This is a genomic window from Polaribacter sp. AHE13PA, from assembly GCF_019278505.1.
Classification (GTDB): Bacteria; Bacteroidota; Bacteroidia; order Flavobacteriales; family Flavobacteriaceae; genus Polaribacter.
The window spans coordinates 3,953,686-3,972,869 of record NZ_CP058985.1 but is presented as its reverse complement, the minus strand read 5'-3'; the positions used below and the strand labels follow the sequence as shown (position 1 = coordinate 3,972,869).

Here is a 19,184-nt window from a genome sequence, read left to right as displayed (position 1 = left end):
CACTATGGTGGTGTATAATTTTCTTAAAAGGATTGCTCATAACTATAACTCTTCATACGTTCTTACAACTTTTTGTTTCGCTCTTTTAATTCTCATCTTAACAGCGCTTTCACCAATGTTTAAAAAATCTTTAATTTCTTTAATTGACATATCATCTTGATATTTCATTAAAAGAATCATCTTTTCTGTTGGATCAATTAAAGACAATGCTTTTGCTAATTTTTCTGATTTTAACTCAAATAAAGTTAAATCATCAATTTCTTGCGAAAGATCATCGTCTTGTATATTATCTGTAACAACCGTAACTTTTTCTTTCTTCTTAAAATCATTCCTTTGTACATAATTTACACAGAAATTATACGTAAAAGAATATAACCAAGTAGAAAACTTAGAGTTACCTTTAAAGGTTTTTAATTTTACAAATAACCTGATAAAAACATCATGTGTTAAATCTTCTGCTTCTTCCTTATTTTTAGAAAAACCATAACATTTGTTATAAACAACTTTAGAAAATCGATCATACAAAACAGCAAACAATTGTGTGTTGTTTGTTGCTACTATTTTAAAGATTAGTTCCTCGTCGCTTAAAGCTTTAACGTCTATTGTTTTCAATTCAGTTATTATTTTGACACAAAGAAATCAAAGAAGTCACTATTAAATAAAAAAAAAAGTTGACAGGTAATTTTATGTCGTTGAATGGTAAAAAACATACTTTAAAAAAAATAATGAAACTTTTTGTAACATTTTCTTAAATACCAACGTATAATAGATTGTAGCAATACATTAATCCTTTAAAAAGTCATAGAGAATTAGATGAGACAACTTAAAATTACCAAGCAGGTTACTAATAGAGAAACCGCATCGTTAGATAAATATTTACAAGAAATAGGAAAAGTAGACTTAATTACTGCAGATGAAGAAGTAGAATTGGCACAGCTTATTAAGGCAGGAGACCAAAGAGCTTTAGAGAAATTAACGAAAGCCAATTTAAGATTTGTGGTATCTGTTGCAAAACAATATCAAAATCAAGGATTAACTTTACCCGATTTAATTAACGAAGGAAACTTAGGTTTAATTAAAGCTGCTAAACGTTTCGATGAAACGCGTGGTTTTAAATTTATATCGTATGCCGTTTGGTGGATTCGTCAATCTATCTTACAAGCATTAGCAGAGCAATCTAGAATTGTACGTTTACCGTTAAATAAAATTGGTTCTATCAATAAAATTAACAAAATGTATGCTTTCTTAGAGCAAGAAAATGAAAGACCTCCAAGTCCGGAAGAAATTGCTAAGAAACTAGACATGACGGTGAATGACGTTAAAGAATCTATGAAAAATTCTGGACGTCACGTATCTATGGATGCACCATTAATTGAAGGTGAAGATTCTAACTTATACGACGTTTTAAACTCTGGTGAGTCTCCAAACCCAGATAGAGTTTTATTACACGAATCTTTAAGAATAGAAATTAACAGAGCCTTAGAAACATTAACTCCACGTGAGGCAGATGTTGTAAAATTATACTTCGGTTTAGGTGAGCACCAACCAATGACTTTAGAAGAAATTGGTGAAACTTTCGATTTAACTCGTGAGCGTGTTCGTCAAATTAAAGAAAAAGCAATTAGAAGATTAAAACACACTTCTAGATCTAAAATTTTAATGACTTACCTTGGGTAAACATTAATCTTTATAAAACTTAAAAAACTCTCGAATTTATTTTCGAGAGTTTTTTTTACACACCTAACTGCAAGACACAACCTTGTCTTTTCGAAGAAGGAGAAATCACATAAAGCTATATTTTTTTTGAAGCTATTTCCCGCTTTCCGTTATATCTTTTTTCTTCTGTTCTCCATACAAATTTTTCATACTTCAAAATTCACTCGAACTGACAGAAAAAAGGATGCCACTTCAATCGGGGCTAAACTTGTTTAAAACTATTATCATAAATAAACATCTAACTTCATACTACTAACCTACTTTTTTTTTTTGTAGAAGTTCAAATTGCATGAAATGGCAAGCATCCAAAGATTACCCAATGCTAGTGCGAGCGCCTCGCTCGTACCTCTTAAATCAGTTATAAAAGGTAACAATTGGCGGCAGTGCACTAGCAGCACTCTCGCCCTAGCGGATAAACACTTTAATTAGACATTTTACATTTTCGGGAACTTCTACCGAACTTAAAAAATTAACCACATAGACACATAGAAAGCATAGTATTTGCAATGCAGGTGAGAGCGTCTCGCTCGTACCGTTTAAATTAGTTGTAAAAGATAAAATAATATGATCGGTGGTTTTGGCACGAGCGAGACGCTCTCGCTAGCGGATATTTTATTACTCCGATTAACACCTACAAATCACCTATTAAAAAATTACTTTCTTATTCTTTCATCAACTAATCAATTAAGTACCTTTGCAAAATAAAATCACAACACAACAACAAAACAATGAGTAATTTAATTGCACCTTCAATTTTAGCAGCAGATTTTGCTAACTTACAAAGAGACGTAGAAATGGTAAACAATAGTGAAGCAGATTGGTTTCATATTGATATTATGGACGGAGTTTTTGTACCAAACATTTCTTTTGGAATGCCAGTTTTAAAAGCAATTGCAAAACACGCTACCAAAACAATAGATGTACATTTAATGATTGTAAATCCAGATCAGTACATACAAACATTTGCAGATTTAGGCGCAGACATTTTAACTGTACATTACGAAGCTTGTACACATTTACACAGAACAGTACAAGCTATAAAAGCTGCAGGAATGAAAGCCGGAGTTGCTTTAAATCCGCACACACCAATTGCCGTTTTAGAAGACATTATAGAAGATTTAGATGTAGTTTGTATAATGAGTGTAAATCCTGGTTTTGGCGGACAATCATTTATAGAAAACACGTATAAAAAAGTAAGTCAATTAAAACACTTAATCGATTTTACAGAATCTGAATGTCAAATAGAAATAGACGGAGGCGTTACTTCTTATAACGCAAATGCATTAATAGAAGCTGGAGCAAATGTTTTAGTAGCTGGTAGTTTTGTTTTTGGTTCTGAAAACCCAACACAAACTATTGCCGACTTAAAAAAGACAATCGAATAATTGTTATACACAGTCGTTGACATAGAAACAACAGGAAATGGATACAAAGGTTCTAAAATAACCGAAATATCCATTTTTGTTTTTGACGGTAAAAAAGTCATAGACGAGTTTACTTCTTTGGTAAACCCAGAGCAAAATATCCCTGCATTTATTACCAATCTAACTGGTATTACAAATGCTATGGTTAGAAATGCACCTAAGTTTTTCGAAATTGCAAAAAAGGTAGCTGAAATTACAGAAGATACTATTTTTGTGGCTCATAATGTCAACTTCGATTATAATATTATTCAGGAAGAATTTAAAAATTTAGGCTTCGATTTTAAACGAAAAAAACTCTGTACCGTTCGGTTAACTAGAAAAATAATGCCTGGTTTAAGTTCTTACAGTTTAGGGAATATTTGTACTCATGAAAACATTCCTATAATTGGCAGACACCGCGCAAAAGGAGATGCGGAAGCTACTACCGAATTGTTTAGAAGATTGATAGAAAGAGACGATAATTTTACTATCAATTCTTTTTTAAATCCAAAATCTAGACAAGCAACCTTACCTCCGCTTTTAGACAAAAAAGTTGTCGATAATTTACCCGAAACTTTTGGCGTTTATTACTTTAAAAATATAGAGAAAGAAATTATTTATGTTGGTAAAGCAAATAATATAAAGCAACGTGTGATCAGTCATTTTTATGATAAAAAGAAAAAAGAGCAAACCATGTGTATGGAAACTGCCGACATTTCTTTTACAAAAACAGGAAGTGAATTACTAGCACTGTTGCATGAATCTGCAGAAATAAAACACCGATACCCAAAATTTAACAGAGCACAAAGAAGAGCTGGTGAGGCTATTGGTTTATTTTCTTATGAAGACCAAAAAGGAATCATCCATTTAGCCTATAATCGGTTAAAATTGGCTCCAAACCCTATAATGAAATATTATACTGTTGCAGAATGTAGAAATCATTTAGAAACACTTTGCAAAGAATTTGAATTGTGCCCTAAATATTGTCACTTACAAACCAATGTTGCCAGTTGTTTTCATTATCAACTAAAAGAATGTAAAGGTGTTTGCTGTGACAAAGAATCGGTAGAAGATTATAACAAACGTGTAAAGGAAGCAATTAAATCGGTAGGTATTGGCGCAGAAAACTTAGTCATAAAAGAAACAGGTAGAACGGAAAACGAAGTAGGTTTTGCTTTAATTTTAGACGGAATTTACAAAGGTTTTGGTTATGTAGATATCCATCAGGCTGAACAATTAGAAAACCCAGAAGACTACCAGTTTTTTGTAGAACCTAAAAAAGATAATAGAGATATTCAGCGTATTATTGCTGCTTATTTAAAAAAACAAAATACTGATAATAATGAAACAACTTTATAGGTTCCATTCATATTAACAGTATTCCTTTCAATTTTAAAAGACAAGTTATTACTTAACCTTTTTAGTTTTCTTTAATTTATTGATCCAAATAATAGTTCCCGTAACGGGTAAACTTGTAGCAATTAAACACACTAAAAAATAAATTATTTTAGAAAACAATCCATAAATATCTCCGGTATGAATTGGTTTTATTAAGGATGCAAATTGTACATTTAAAGGTTTGTCTTTAAAATAATCTACCGCTAAAACTTCTCCTGAAGACGCAACATACAATCTATCTGATATTACTGGAGAAAAATTAGCTTTATTGGTTTTTCTAAAGCTATAGTAGTTACTCTTTTTACTAGGAAAAGTTACAGATAACTCTCCTTTATAAGCAAGAGTTCTATTAGCTATTAAAATTGCTTCATCCACTGAAATCACTTTATTTCCGGGGTTCTTTTCCAAATCAAATTTTGGGCTAGAACGGTTAAAAATTTTAGCTCCTATTAAATCTCCTAAACGGTCTTTATAACCTTCAAAAGACCAACACAAACCTGTAATTCCCATAATTACAAGAAATATACATGCGTAAAACCCCAATGTATTATGTAAATCGTGATTGATGCGTTTCCAATTTGCTTTAGTTTTAATCTTAAAACCTTGTTTTATATTTCGCCATTTTAGCTTTTTAGGAAACCATAAATAAATACCAGAAATAGAGATTATTAAAAAGATAATAGTAGCAATTCCCACAATTGGCCTTCCTATTTTTATATCTAATAATAACCATCTGTGTAATTTAAACATCGACATTAAAAAAACATCTGCACTTGTTTTTTGTACCGTTTTTATTTCACTAGAAAAAGGATTGACTAACACTTTAGAACCACGACGCTCTTTTAAGTCTTTTTTTACGTTAAAAACATACGGTTCTTCTTCATCTGCTGCAATAGTTACTCCTGATACAAACCCCATTTCAGCAACTTTTAAGTTTGTTACCAAAGTACTTACCAATTCTTTATTTTCTGTTTTTTCAACGATAAAATCATCAGCAAAAAAATCTTTTATCTCATGCTCAAAGGTTAAAATTGTTCCGCTTAAACACACTAAAAATAAAATAATTCCACTAGCCAAACCCAACCATAAATGAATATCGTTTATTAGCTTTCTAAAAGAATAAGAAGTTGTTTTTTTCATCAGTAAAAATTATGGAGCAAAATGAGTTCTTTTTAAGAAAAACGCAAATATAAAACTCAAACTAACATCTTCAAAATTTATTTAGATTAAATATGAATAATTAACAATATTACCTCTTTTTTTTTTATAAAAAACCTTAAAAACAACACACACTTATTAGTTTTATAACAAAAAAAGAGGCCTTATAAAAGCCTCTTTCTTACTAACTAACCAATATAAAAAACCACTATAATTTTGCTACCAAATATTTTACTAAATCTCGAGTAGTTACAATACCTACTAGTTCAGAATCTTCAACTACTGGTAAAGCATGAAATCCTTTTGTTGTTAACAATTCTGCTGCATCCTTTATAGATGTATATGGCGGAATTGCAGTAATACTTTTGTCCATAACTTGTGCTATAGAAAAATTGTTATTTATATAACTATCTACAGATGTTTGGTCTTCATTTAAAACAGCAGAACTTACTGTTTGAATATCATAATAACTTAACATCCCTATAATTTCTTTATCACGAACTACCGGAATATGTTTTATTTTGTGTTCTATAAATAACTTTTCTGCAGTAACTAAATCATCAGTAACACATAAGGTAACTAAATTTGTTGCCATTATTGTAGATATAGGCTCATCTCTTCTCATAATTTAATCTTTTAATTATACCCACAAATTTCTGAATAAAACCAAGTTTAAAAGATGATTTTTATCAGTTTTGAAAAAAAATAAGAAAACTTTAAAGATTTCACCTAAAGTTAAGAAATCATTATATATTAAAAGAAGTTAAAAAAAAACGACAAAGGGGCACCTAATCTTGTACTACTTAATTCCAGAAAATTTAACACTTCTTATACAATAAATTGACTTTACTGATTACCAGATACTTAATAAATATTGTTAAATATATATTAAAATTGTATTTTTGTAACTTATAAAACTACTTAACATGATTAAAAATCTAAAAAGATCGAGCCTGCTTGGGGAAATAGCTCGTTTCAATTTAGTTCCCCCTACAAAAAAAGCAACTGCTTTAAATTTTAATAAGGTTTCGTATCTTATACTACCACTACTGTTTCTATTTTGTTTTCAGAATATGGTTGCGCAATCTACAGTTACACTTGAAGTAAATTGGCCCGCTTTTTCTGATGCTAATCGTATTACTAATTCAAATGGAGTCGAACTGATTTGTGATACTCCAAATTGTTATTCTGCTACTCCAACGGCTGCTTCTAGCTATGCAACAAGTGTAGATTATACAGGTCTGGCAGATGGCACTTATACTATAGTCCTAGAAAGTAGACTTCCAACTGGTTGGGCTAATTCAGGAACTGAAGCTTCTTACCTTAAAATATATGATGATGGCCTTTTTATTGGTAGATATGATTTAAAAGGCACTAGTAGTTTGACTATCAGTTTTGACGTAACAACACCTGTAGACCCATGTAATGCTGCCGAATCTGGTAATTTAGATACCGACGGAGATGGTATCTCAGACCAATGTGACGAAGATGATGATAATGATGGAATTTTAGACATAGATGAACGCAACACAATAAACTGCAACACGCTACCTACTCCTTCATTTGCTTCTGCAAATGGTCCTTTTAGCTACAATGGTTCAAATACAGCTATACCAGGAGTTGGAGACCAATTTATATATAATGATGTTTATACAGGTGTAGATGCTATTGTTACCATCGTTTCTTCTACAGATACAAGTATTAATGTATTAGATGTACCAGGCATTGGTGTAGACGCACTAGGAATAGATACTAATTTTCAACCACGTATTCAACATGCTAACTCAACTAGTTTTACAGAATTTAGAATTGACTTTGTTGTTGCTGATAGTAACAATACAGCTCCACCTGCCTCCTATGTTCTAACCACGATAGATAATGATGTAAATGAGTTTGTAACATATATAGATGGCACAACTGGAGACCTATTTGTAGATACCCCAAACCAATTAGAACTATATAATAACCTACCTGCTAACGCAGGTGGCTTTAGCCAAGGTTATATTAGTGATGGTAGTGTAATAGACGGAATTGGCACTTCTGGTACAGAAGCTCAAGTAACAGCAGTATACTCTCTTATTTCATCTGTAAGTTTTAGATTTGGAGATTCCTCTAGCAATCTATCTTACCATTCAATAGGCTTTGCCCCATGTATTACGGATAATTGGAATAATAATGCAATCATATTATACGAAAATATAGATACAGATGGAGACAGTATACCTAACCATTTAGATTCAGACTCAGACAACGATGGTTGTAGTGATGCTGATGAAGCATATTATACAGGTCTTACAAATCCAGATGCAGATGCAGATGATAACGGATATTACGGTACAGGAACACCAACAAACCCTACAGAAGTAAGTAATAACGGTAGAGTAATTGCAGCAGGTTACACAACACCAAACGCATATTACTTAGATGCAAGTGTAAATACTTGTAATGATAATGATAATGACGGTGTACCAGACGGAGCAGACTTAGATGATGATAATGATGGTATTTTAGATACTGTAGAAATAAATCTTAACTGTCCATCTACAGATTATATAGATTTAGGCGCAACATTTACAAATACAACTACAGGTACAAATGGAGGGAATTCTTCCGGTACTACATCTAACCTTTACACATTTGAAGGAGTAGAAACTACCTTTAGTTTTGAAACAACAAACTCCGCAACTTGGGTAGAGGGAGTTGCTAGTGCAGGTCCAACAAGCGGTATAGACGGAAACTACATTAACGTACAGCCAAATAACACTAAATTTCCTTTAGGTTCTTACTATCCAGCAGATGCAGCAAACATAGATGTAGCTGTTTATAAATTAACATTTACAAAACCTGTTCACAACTTAGAGTTTAAATGGGGAGGATTAGATAATGATGACAGAGTAGACTTTACAGCAAATTTAAATGGAACAAATGTGCCTTTAACAATTACTAACAACACATTACCAAATAATAGTTATACAATTATAGGTCAATCTGTTATTAGTACTAATGGCGGCTCTAATGCACCAAACAACAGTGTTATTGTTTCTCTAACGGGTCCAGTAACAGAAATTGTTTTCGTTGCTGGTAAAAATAATTCAACTAATACTGCTTCTACTGTAACAATGCAGTTATTTGAATTAAAATACTGCCTAGCTGCAGACACAGATGGTGATGGTATCCCTAACTATTTAGATACAGACAGCGATGGTGATGGTTGTAGTGATGCTGATGAAGCATATTTTGGTACTGTAGCAGATGCAGACTCAGATAACAACGGAACCTATGGTGCAGGAGTACCAACCGTAGATGGTGATGGTAAAGTAACAGATGCATCTTATACTACGCCAAATGCGTATTACTTAGATGCAAGTGTAAACGCTTGTTATGATAATGATAATGATGGTGTACCAGACGATGTAGACTTAGATGATGATAATGATGGTATACCAGATACTGAAGAAAATATAGGCTGCACCGGTAGTTTAAATTACGAATTTTATGACTCTTCACCTTCTGGTGATAGCGTAAACAACATACCTACAACAGGAGCTGCAGGAGTAGGTACTGTTTCAGATTTTAATGTAAGTGCATTACAAAGTATTATTACGAGTGACGGTGATACCTACAGCATTAGATATACTGGTTTTATTAACATACCTGTAACGGACACCTATACTTTTTATTTAAACTCAGATGATGGATCTAAAATAAAGATTAACGGAAATGAAGCAGCAGTTTATGATGGCCTACATGGTGCAGGAGGTTTTGTAGCAGGAACCCCTATTACACTTAGTGCAGGCCCACATGCCATTGAAGTACTCTTCTTTGAAAACACAGGAGGGAACTCTTTAAGTGTTCACTACTCAAGCATATCCTCACCAACTAGCACAGCTATTCCTTTTAGCATTTTAACGTCTAATTGTGACACAGATAATGATGGTACTCCTAATCAATTTGATTTAGACTCAGACAACGACGGAATTCCAGATATTGTAGAAGCAGGTGGTACAGATACAGACGGTAACGGTAAAGTTGATAATATTAACACAGACGGAACATTAACAAACGATAAAGATGGTGACGGTTTAGCAGACACTTATGACGATACTGATACTGCCGGAGGAACTACAGGTTGGACCAACGGTACACCTATTGAAAACCCAGATTCAGATGGTGATGGCATTCCAGACACACAAGATTTAGATGCAGACAATGATGGTATTCCAGATGTGGTAGAAGCTGGCGGTACAGATGTAAATGGAGATGGTAAAGCAGATGGTTTTAATGACAATGACAAAGATGGTTTTAACGATCTAGTAGATGGAGATACAAATAATGATGGTACTTCAGATAACTCTGCAAATGCATTAATCATTACCGGTACAGATACAGATAATGACGGAAAACCAAACTCATATGTTAACGGAGATACAGACGGAGATGGACTGATAGATAGTAAAGATTTAGATGCAGACAACGATGGTATTCCAGATGTTGTAGAAGCAGGTGGTATTGACAACAATGGTGATGGTAGAGCAGATGGATTTGTAGATGTAGATAAAGATGGTTTTAATGATCTTGTAGATGGAGACCCAACAAATGCTTTAGCAGTAAGTACAGATACGGCAGGTTCAAATACTGCCAACGCATTAATAGTAACAGGCTCAGATGCAGATAACAATGGTAAACCAGATACCTACCCGAGTGGAGATACAGACGGAGATGGTATTTTAGATCATTTAGACTTAGATGCAGACAATGATGGTATTCCAGACCTTGTAGAAGCAGGTGGTGTAGACACAGATGGAGACGGACGTGTAGACACAACTACTGATGCAGACAACGATGGTTTAGCTGATATTTATGATGAAAACGCAACAGACGGACCAGGACCTGATGGTACTAGTGGTAATGCACTGGTAGAAACTGATACCTCTGGTAATATGTTAGATGGTGAAGGAAACTCTATTGATACTGATGGAGATGGATTGCCAAATCATTTAGATTTAGATGCCGATAACGATGGGATTCCTGATCTTGTAGAAGCTGGTGGTATTGACACAAATGGTGATGGATTGGTTGATATTACAACTGATGCTGACAAGGATGGTCTAGCAGATATTTATGATACAGATGATGACGGAACTCCTGGTGTAGAAGACACAAACGATGCTTTATTACAAACTGGTGGAACTGATACAGATGGTGATGGTAAAGCAGATGATGCAGCGATTACTTTCATTAATGGTGAAGGTGTAAATGCAGATACTGACGGAGATGGATTGCCAAATCATTTAGATTTAGACGCAGATAACGATGGGATTCCTGATCTTGTAGAAGCTGGTGGTATTGACACAAATGGTGATGGATTGGTTGATACTACAACTGATGCAGACAAGGATGGATTTGCTGATATTTATGATACAGATGATGACGGAACTCCTGGTGTAGAAGACACAAACGATGCTTTATTACAAACTGGTGGAACAGATACAGATGCTGATGGTAAAGCAGATGATGCAGCTATTACTTTCATTAATGGTGAAGGTGTAAATGCAGATACTGACGGAGATGGATTGCCAAATCATTTAGATTTAGATGCAGATAACGATGGGATTCCTGATCTTGTAGAAGCTGGTGGTGTAGATACAAACGGTGATGGATTGGTTGATACTACAACTGATGCAGACAAGGATGGATTTGCTGATATTTATGATACAGATGATGACGGAACTCCTGGTGTAGAAGACACAAACGATGCTTTATTACAAACTGATGGAACAGATACAGATGCTGATGGTAAAGCAGATGATGCAGCTATTACTTTCATTAATGGTGAAGGTGTAAATGCAGATACTGATGGAGATGGATTGCCAAATCATTTAGATTTAGATGCCGATAACGATGGGATTCCTGATCTTGTAGAAGCTGGTGGTATTGACACAAATGGTGATGGATTGGTTGATATTACAACTGATGCAGACAATGATGGTCTAGCAGATATTTATGATACAGATGATGACGGAACTCCTGGTGTAGAAGACACAAACGATGCTTTATTACAAACTGGTGGAACCGATACAGATGCTGATGGTAAAGCAGATGATGCAGCTATTACTTTCATTAATGGTGAAGATGTAAATGCAGATACTGATGGAGATGGATTGCCAAATCATTTAGATTTAGATGCCGATAACGATGGGATTCCTGACCTTGTAGAAGCTGGTGGTGTAGATACAAACGGTGATGGATTGGTTGATATTACAACTGACGCAGACAAGGATGGTCTAGCAGATATTTATGATACAGATGATGATGGAACTCCTGGTGTAGAAGACACAAACGATGCTTTATTACAAACTGGTGGAACAGATACAGATGCTGATGGTAAAGCAGATGATGCAGCTATTACTTTCATTAATGGTGAAGGTGTAAATGCAGATACTGACGGAGATAGATTGCCAAATCATTTAGATTTAGATGCAGATAACGATGGGATTCCTGATCTTGTAGAAGCTGGTGGTATTGACACAAATGGTGATGGATTGGTTGATACTACAACTGATGCAGACAAGGATGGATTTGCTGATATTTATGATACAGATGATGACGGAACTCCTGGTGTAGAAGACACAAACGATGCTTTATTACAAACTGGTGGAACCGATACAGATGCTGATGGTAAAGCAGATGATGCAGCTATTACTTTCATTAATGGTGAAGATGTAAATGCAGATACTGATGGAGATGGATTGCCAAATCATTTAGATTTAGATGCCGATAACGATGGGATTCCTGACCTTGTAGAAGCTGGTGGTGTAGATACAAACGGTGATGGATTGGTTGATATTACAACTGACGCAGACAAGGATGGTCTAGCAGATATTTATGATACAGATGATGATGGAACTCCTGGTGTAGAAGACACAAACGATGCTTTATTACAAACTGGTGGAACCGATACAGATGCTGATGGTAAAGCAGATGATGCAGCTATTACTTTCATTAATGGTGAAGGTGTAAATGCAGATACTGATGGAGATGGATTGCCAAATCATTTAGATTTAGATGCCGATAACGATGGGATTCCTGATCTTGTAGAAGCTGGTGGTATTGACACAAATGGTGATGGATTGGTTGATATTACAACTGATGCAGACAATGATGGTCTAGCTGATATTTATGATACAGATGATGACGGAACTCCTGGTGTAGAAGACACAAACGATGCTTTATTACAAACTGGTGGAACAGATACAGATGCTGATGGTAAAGCAGATGATGCAGCTATTACTTTCATTAATGGTGAAGGTGTAAATGCAGATACTGACGGAGATGGATTGCCAAATCATTTAGATTTAGATGCAGATAACGATGGGATTCCTGATCTTGTAGAAGCTGGTGGTGTAGATACAAACGGTGATGGATTGGTTGATACTACAACTGATGCAGACAAGGATGGATTTGCTGATATTTATGATACAGATGATGACGGAACTCCTGGTGTAGAAGACACAAACGATGCTTTATTACAAACTGATGGAACAGATACAGATGCTGATGGTAAAGCAGATGATGCAGCTATTACTTTCATTAATGGTGAAGGTGTAAATGCAGATACTGATGGAGATGGATTGCCAAATCATTTAGATTTAGATGCCGATAACGATGGGATTCCTGACCTTGTAGAAGCTGGTGGTATTGACAAAAATGGTGATGGATTGGTTGATATTACAACTGATGCAGACAATGATGGTCTAGCAGATATTTATGATACAGATGATGACGGAACTCCTGGTGTAGAAGACACAAACGATGCTTTATTACAAACTGGTGGAACCGATACAGATGCTGATGGTAAAGCAGATGATGCAGCTATTACTTTCATTAATGGTGAAGGTGTAAATGCAGATACTGATGGAGATGGATTGCCAAATCATTTAGATTTAGATGCCGATAACGATGGGATTCCTGATCTTGTAGAAGCTGGTGGTATTGACACAAATGGTGATGGATTGGTTGATATTACAACTGATGCAGACAATGATGGTCTAGCTGATATTTATGATACAGATGATGATGGAACTCCTGGTGTAGAAGACACAAACGATGCTTTATTACAAACTGGTGGAACAGATACAGATGCTGATGGTAAAGCAGATGATGCAGCTATTACTTTCATTAATGGTGAAGGTGTAAATGCAGATACTGACGGAGATGGATTGCCAAATCATTTAGATTTAGATGCAGATAACGATGGGATTCCTGATCTTGTAGAAGCTGGTGGTATTGACACAAATGGTGATGGATTGGTTGATATTACAACTGACGCAGACAAGGATGGTCTAGCAGATATTTATGATACAGATGATGACGGAACTCCTGGTGTAGAAGACACAAACGATGCTTTATTACAAACTGGTGGAACCGATACAGATGCTGATGGTAAAGCAGATGATGCAGCTATTACTTTCATTAATGGTGAAGGTGTAAATGCAGATACTGATGGAGATGGATTGCCAAATCATTTAGATTTAGATGCCGATAACGATGGGATTCCTGATCTTGTAGAAGCTGGTGGTATTGACACAAATGGTGATGGATTGGTTGATATTACAACTGATGCAGACAATGATGGTCTAGCTGATATTTATGATACAGATGATGACGGAACTCCTGGTGTAGAAGACACAAACGATGCTTTATTACAAACTGATGGAACAGATACAGATGCTGATGGTAAAGCAGATGATGCAGCTATTACTTTCATTAATGGTGAAGGTGTAAATGCAGATACTGACGGAGATGGATTGCCAAATCATTTAGATTTAGATGCCGATAACGATGGGATTCCTGATCTTGTAGAAGCTGGTGGTGTAGATACAAACGGTGATGGATTGGTTGATACTACAACTGATGCAGACAAGGATGGATTTGCTGATATTTATGATACAGATGATGACGGAACTCCTGGTGTAGAAGACACAAACGATGCTTTATTACAAACTGATGGAACAGATACAGATGCTGATGGTAAAGCAGATGATGCAGCTATTACTTTCATTAATGGTGAAGGTGTAAATGCAGATACTGATGGAGATGGATTGCCAAATCATTTAGATTTAGATGCCGATAACGATGGGATTCCTGACCTTGTAGAAGCTGGTGGTATTGACAAAAATGGTGATGGATTGGTTGATATTACAACTGATGCAGACAATGATGGTCTAGCAGATATTTATGATACAGATGATGACGGAACTCCTGGTGTAGAAGACACAAACGATGCTTTATTACAAACTGGTGGAACCGATACAGATGCTGATGGTAAAGCAGATGATGCAGCTATTACTTTCATTAATGGTGAAGGTGTAAATGCAGATACTGATGGAGATGGATTGCCAAATCATTTAGATTTAGATGCCGATAACGATGGGATTCCTGATCTTGTAGAAGCTGGTGGTATTGACACAAATGGTGATGGATTGGTTGATATTACAACTGATGCAGACAATGATGGTCTAGCAGATATTTATGATACAGATGATGACGGAACTCCTGGTGTAGAAGACACAAACGATGCTTTATTACAAACTGGTGGAACCGATACAGATGCTGATGGTAAAGCAGATGATGCAGCTATTACTTTCATTAATGGTGAAGATGTAAATGCAGATACTGATGGAGATGGATTGCCAAATCATTTAGATTTAGATGCCGATAACGATGGGATTCCTGATCTTGTAGAAGCTGGTGGTGTAGATACAAACGGTGATGGATTGGTTGATATTACAACTGACGCAGACAAGGATGGTCTAGCAGATATTTATGATACAGATGATGATGGAACTCCTGGTGTAGAAGACACAAACGATGCTTTATTACAAACTGGTGGAACAGATACAGATGCTGATGGTAAAGCAGATGATGCAGCTATTACTTTCATTAATGGTGAAGGTGTAAATGCAGATACTGACGGAGATGGATTGCCAAATCATTTAGATTTAGATGCCGATAACGATGGGATTCCAGATTTAATTGAAGCTGGTGGTGTAGATACAAATGGAGACGGACGTGTAGATGCAAATACAGATGCAGACAACGATGGTTTAGCAGATATTTATGATGAAAATGCTTCGGATGGTCCTGGAACTCCAGGAACTGACGGTAAATCACTTGTAAAAACAGATGGTTCTGGCAATATGATTAACGGTTCTACTAATACAATAGATACCGATGGAGACGGAATTCCGAATCATTTAGACTTAGACTCAGACAACGATGGTATTGTAGATGTTATTGAAGCCGGAGGTACAGACACCGCTAAAGATGGTAAAATAGATGTTACGGCTGATGCTGACAATGATGGTTTTGATGACGCTGTAGATGGTAATGTTAACGGAACTGATAATTCAAGTAATACGCTAATTACAACAGGTACAGGTACCAATAATGATGGAATAGCTGACAACTACACAAAAGGAGATGCAGATACAGACGGTAAACCTAATTTCTTAGATATTGACGCTGATAACGACGGTATTCCAGACAATGTAGAAGGGCAATCCACTAGTGGATATATTGCTCCTACAGGAACTATAATTGCAGATACAAACAACAATGGTGTAGATGATGTTTATGAAAATCTAACAACAGGAGTTATAACAATAATTCCAGTAAACACAGACAGTACAGATGAAGCAGATTATTTAGATACAGATTCAGACAACGACGGTGTTTTAGATATTGAAGAAAATGGTCATACAGCAAATGTAGCTTTAGGAACTGATACAGACAATGATGGTTTAGATGATGCTTTTGATGATAATGATGATTCATCAATAACAGGTGTTACTGTAAATGACGGTCTAGGTGCTAACGATAAAGTGGTTGATGAAACTTCTTTAGAAAATGCTTTTGGTGATACAGATGCAGATTTTAATCCTGGTACAGGAGATCTTGACTATAGAGATATTCCAGACCCAGCAAACGCAATGATTACACAAGTATATCAAGTAGATGCAGAAAGATGGATTGAGATTACCAATATTGGTACAACAACCATTCCTGCAAATACCATTAAAGTACAATTGTACAAAGATAAAACGATTGATGATATGGTTACGGCTCCTAATACGGCTCCAACAACACCATCAGTATCCGTGAGTGTAGAATTACTTGCTGGTAAATCGGTATTATTCAAAAACAATGGAACTACTGATATTACCAATTTAGGAACCACTGATATAATTACCAATCCAGATTTAACAGATTTAGATGATAATGTTAATGATATAATTACGCTTTCAACAGCAGAAGGAACATATTCATGGGCAAATAGATATGACATGGTTTCTAATATTGGTAACAAAACTTCTCTTGTAAGAATAGACGACAGAGGAGATGGTACATTTGGACCATTAAAAGATTATTTAAGTTCTGATTGGGTGGTGTTTATTGATGATGCAATAACTCCTTATCAACCAATTGGTGAAACTGTAGTTTTAGGAACTAAAAGACACCCACAAGATCCATTAATTTCTGAAATATTAAATTCAGATACAGAAGCGAATACGTTATTAGGTTTACATAGAATTAACATTACTACTTCTACTTCTAGTAATAATGTATATACTAATGGTTTTCCAGATAGATCTCGTTCTGTAGTAATTGATCAAGATTTTGAACATACTGGTAATAGATTAAGTGCAAGAAAACTAAAAGTTGAATCAGGTAATACATTAACAGTAACAGATCAACTATTAGTTGTTACTAATGGTATTACTTTAGATGGAGATATTCGTTTAGCAGGTACGTTAGCACAATTAGTACAAACGCATACTGGTACTAGTACAATTACAAGTACAGGTGTAATGGGGAATCTTTTAGTAGATCAAAATTCTACAATACCAAGTTTATACAGATATGGTTATATGAGTTCTCCTGTAAATTCAGGAACCAACATCTACACAATAGAAGATGTATTAAAAGATGGTACAGACCCTAGCAATCCAAAGGATATCAAATTTGTTTCTGGATATGATGGATCTTTTGATGAAACAAATACACTTGCCATTTCACTTGCACCTTACTGGATATACACCTATTCACCAGAATCTAATGGTAGAGCTAATTGGGCACACCAATATGAAGATGGTGAAATAAATAGTGGAGATGGATTTATTTTTAAAGGACCTGGAAAATTACTAGGACAAAACTATACATTTGTTGGTACTCCTAATGATGGTGAATTCAATACCCATAACACTTTAGGTGCAGGAGAAGATTACTTAATAGGTAACCCTTTCCCTTCTGCTATGAATGCTAAGAAGTTTATACAAGACAACTTAGATCATACAACAGGAACACTTTACTTCTGGGAACATAAAGAAAGTGCTATTGGTGAAGGACAAGGTATTGACGGACATATATTTGGTGGTTATATTGGAGGGTATGCAACATTAAACCTAAGTGGTGGTGTTGCGGCAGATGTACCTGCAAATACTAGTAATGATAACAATGGAACTTCTGGCACAGAAAGTGAAACTGATTATACAGAACCTCTTCCATACATTGCAATCGGACAAGGATTCTTTATTGAAGGAGATGTTGGTGGAACAATAGAATTTAATAACAGCCAAAGAGCTTATGTTACAGAAGGTACTGAATCTGTTTTCTTTAAAACAAGTGAACAAGCTAGTAAATCTAAAACTACTTCTGATGCATTACCTTTTATTAAATTAGGTTTTGAATATAACAATGAAGATAATTTATTCTTACACCATCAAATAGGAATCTCTTTCCAAGCAACAAATTCTTTTGCTTTTAATAAAGGATACGACTCGGAAGCATATGAAACTGGTAAAACAGACATGTATTGGAAATTCCCTAATGATGATAAAAATTATGTGATTGCTGGTGTTCAAGAAATCTCTAACGAGTTAGAAGTTCCTTTAGAAGTAATTATTGATTATTCTGGACAAGTGAATATAATGGTAGATGAAACTGAAAATGTAACTAGAGATATTTATATTACAGATAAACTTACCGGAACTTCTTATAATGTTACAGATGAGAAAATCACTATAACTTTAGATAAAGGAATTTATACAGATCGTTTTGTACTTGCTTTTACTCCAAGTAGTACTTTAAACCTAGAAGATGAAATATTAGATGCATATACCAATATTTATGCAGACAATGAAAACCACCAAATTGTAATTTCTAAAAATAATGAAGTAGAAATTAATAAGGTAGAGTTGTTTGACATTATAGGTAAAAAAGTAAGTCTTTGGAACATTAAAGAACAAAAAGATACGTATCAATTAGAAATTAAAAAACAAATACCAACGGGTATTTACATTGTAAAAATGAATACCAACAAAGGTACTGTTAACAAAAAAGTGGTTATTGAGTAAAAAGCTCCTCCCCTTTTTTATTAAAGAATAATTAAATATTAAAATGAGTAACAGAATTAAATTTCTGTTACTCATTTTTTTTATAACAGTTTCA

General features: G+C 34.8%; 7 protein-coding genes. 4 read left to right on the top strand and 3 right to left on the bottom strand.

Annotated elements, in window-relative coordinates:
• Window positions 1–42 precede the first annotated feature (42 nt).
• A complete protein-coding gene (locus H0I28_RS16780) occupies window positions 43–612 on the bottom strand; it encodes an RNA polymerase sigma factor (RefSeq protein WP_165732051.1) in 570 nt (189 codons plus the stop codon).
• Between the two features lie 201 nt (window positions 613–813).
• Here H0I28_RS16780 and H0I28_RS16775 point away from each other — a divergent pair, with 201 nt between their 5' ends.
• The 3 genes from H0I28_RS16775 (at window position 814) to H0I28_RS16765 (ending at window position 4,478) form a co-directional block, all read left to right on the top strand.
• Window positions 814–1,677: an RNA polymerase sigma factor RpoD/SigA gene (locus H0I28_RS16775; protein ID WP_015482077.1), complete on the top strand. Its 864-nt coding sequence runs from the start codon at window positions 814–816 to the stop codon at window positions 1,675–1,677.
• Window positions 1,678–2,444: 767 nt separating this feature from the next.
• On the top strand, window positions 2,445–3,101 hold the full coding sequence (rpe, locus tag H0I28_RS16770) for a ribulose-phosphate 3-epimerase (RefSeq protein WP_218732543.1): 657 nt from the start codon (window positions 2,445–2,447) through the stop codon (window positions 3,099–3,101).
• Complete coding sequence (locus tag H0I28_RS16765; RefSeq protein ID WP_218759850.1) at window positions 3,102–4,478, top strand: exonuclease domain-containing protein; 1,377 nt, start codon at window positions 3,102–3,104, stop codon at window positions 4,476–4,478.
• Between the two features lie 48 nt (window positions 4,479–4,526).
• Here H0I28_RS16765 and H0I28_RS16760 read toward each other — a convergent pair whose 3' ends face one another.
• Window positions 4,527–5,657, bottom strand: a complete 1,131-nt coding sequence (locus H0I28_RS16760) for a PepSY domain-containing protein (RefSeq protein ID WP_218759849.1) — start codon at window positions 5,655–5,657, stop codon at window positions 4,527–4,529.
• Between the two features lie 226 nt (window positions 5,658–5,883).
• On the bottom strand, window positions 5,884–6,300 hold the full coding sequence (locus tag H0I28_RS16755) for a CBS domain-containing protein (protein WP_025562381.1): 417 nt from the start codon (window positions 6,298–6,300) through the stop codon (window positions 5,884–5,886).
• 301 nt (window positions 6,301–6,601) lie between these two features.
• Between H0I28_RS16755 and H0I28_RS16750 the strand changes: the two genes are divergently transcribed.
• Entirely contained in the window at window positions 6,602–19,090 is a 12,489-nt protein-coding gene (locus H0I28_RS16750; RefSeq protein WP_218759848.1) for a PA14 domain-containing protein, read from the top strand.
• Window positions 19,091–19,184: the final 94 nt, after the last annotated feature.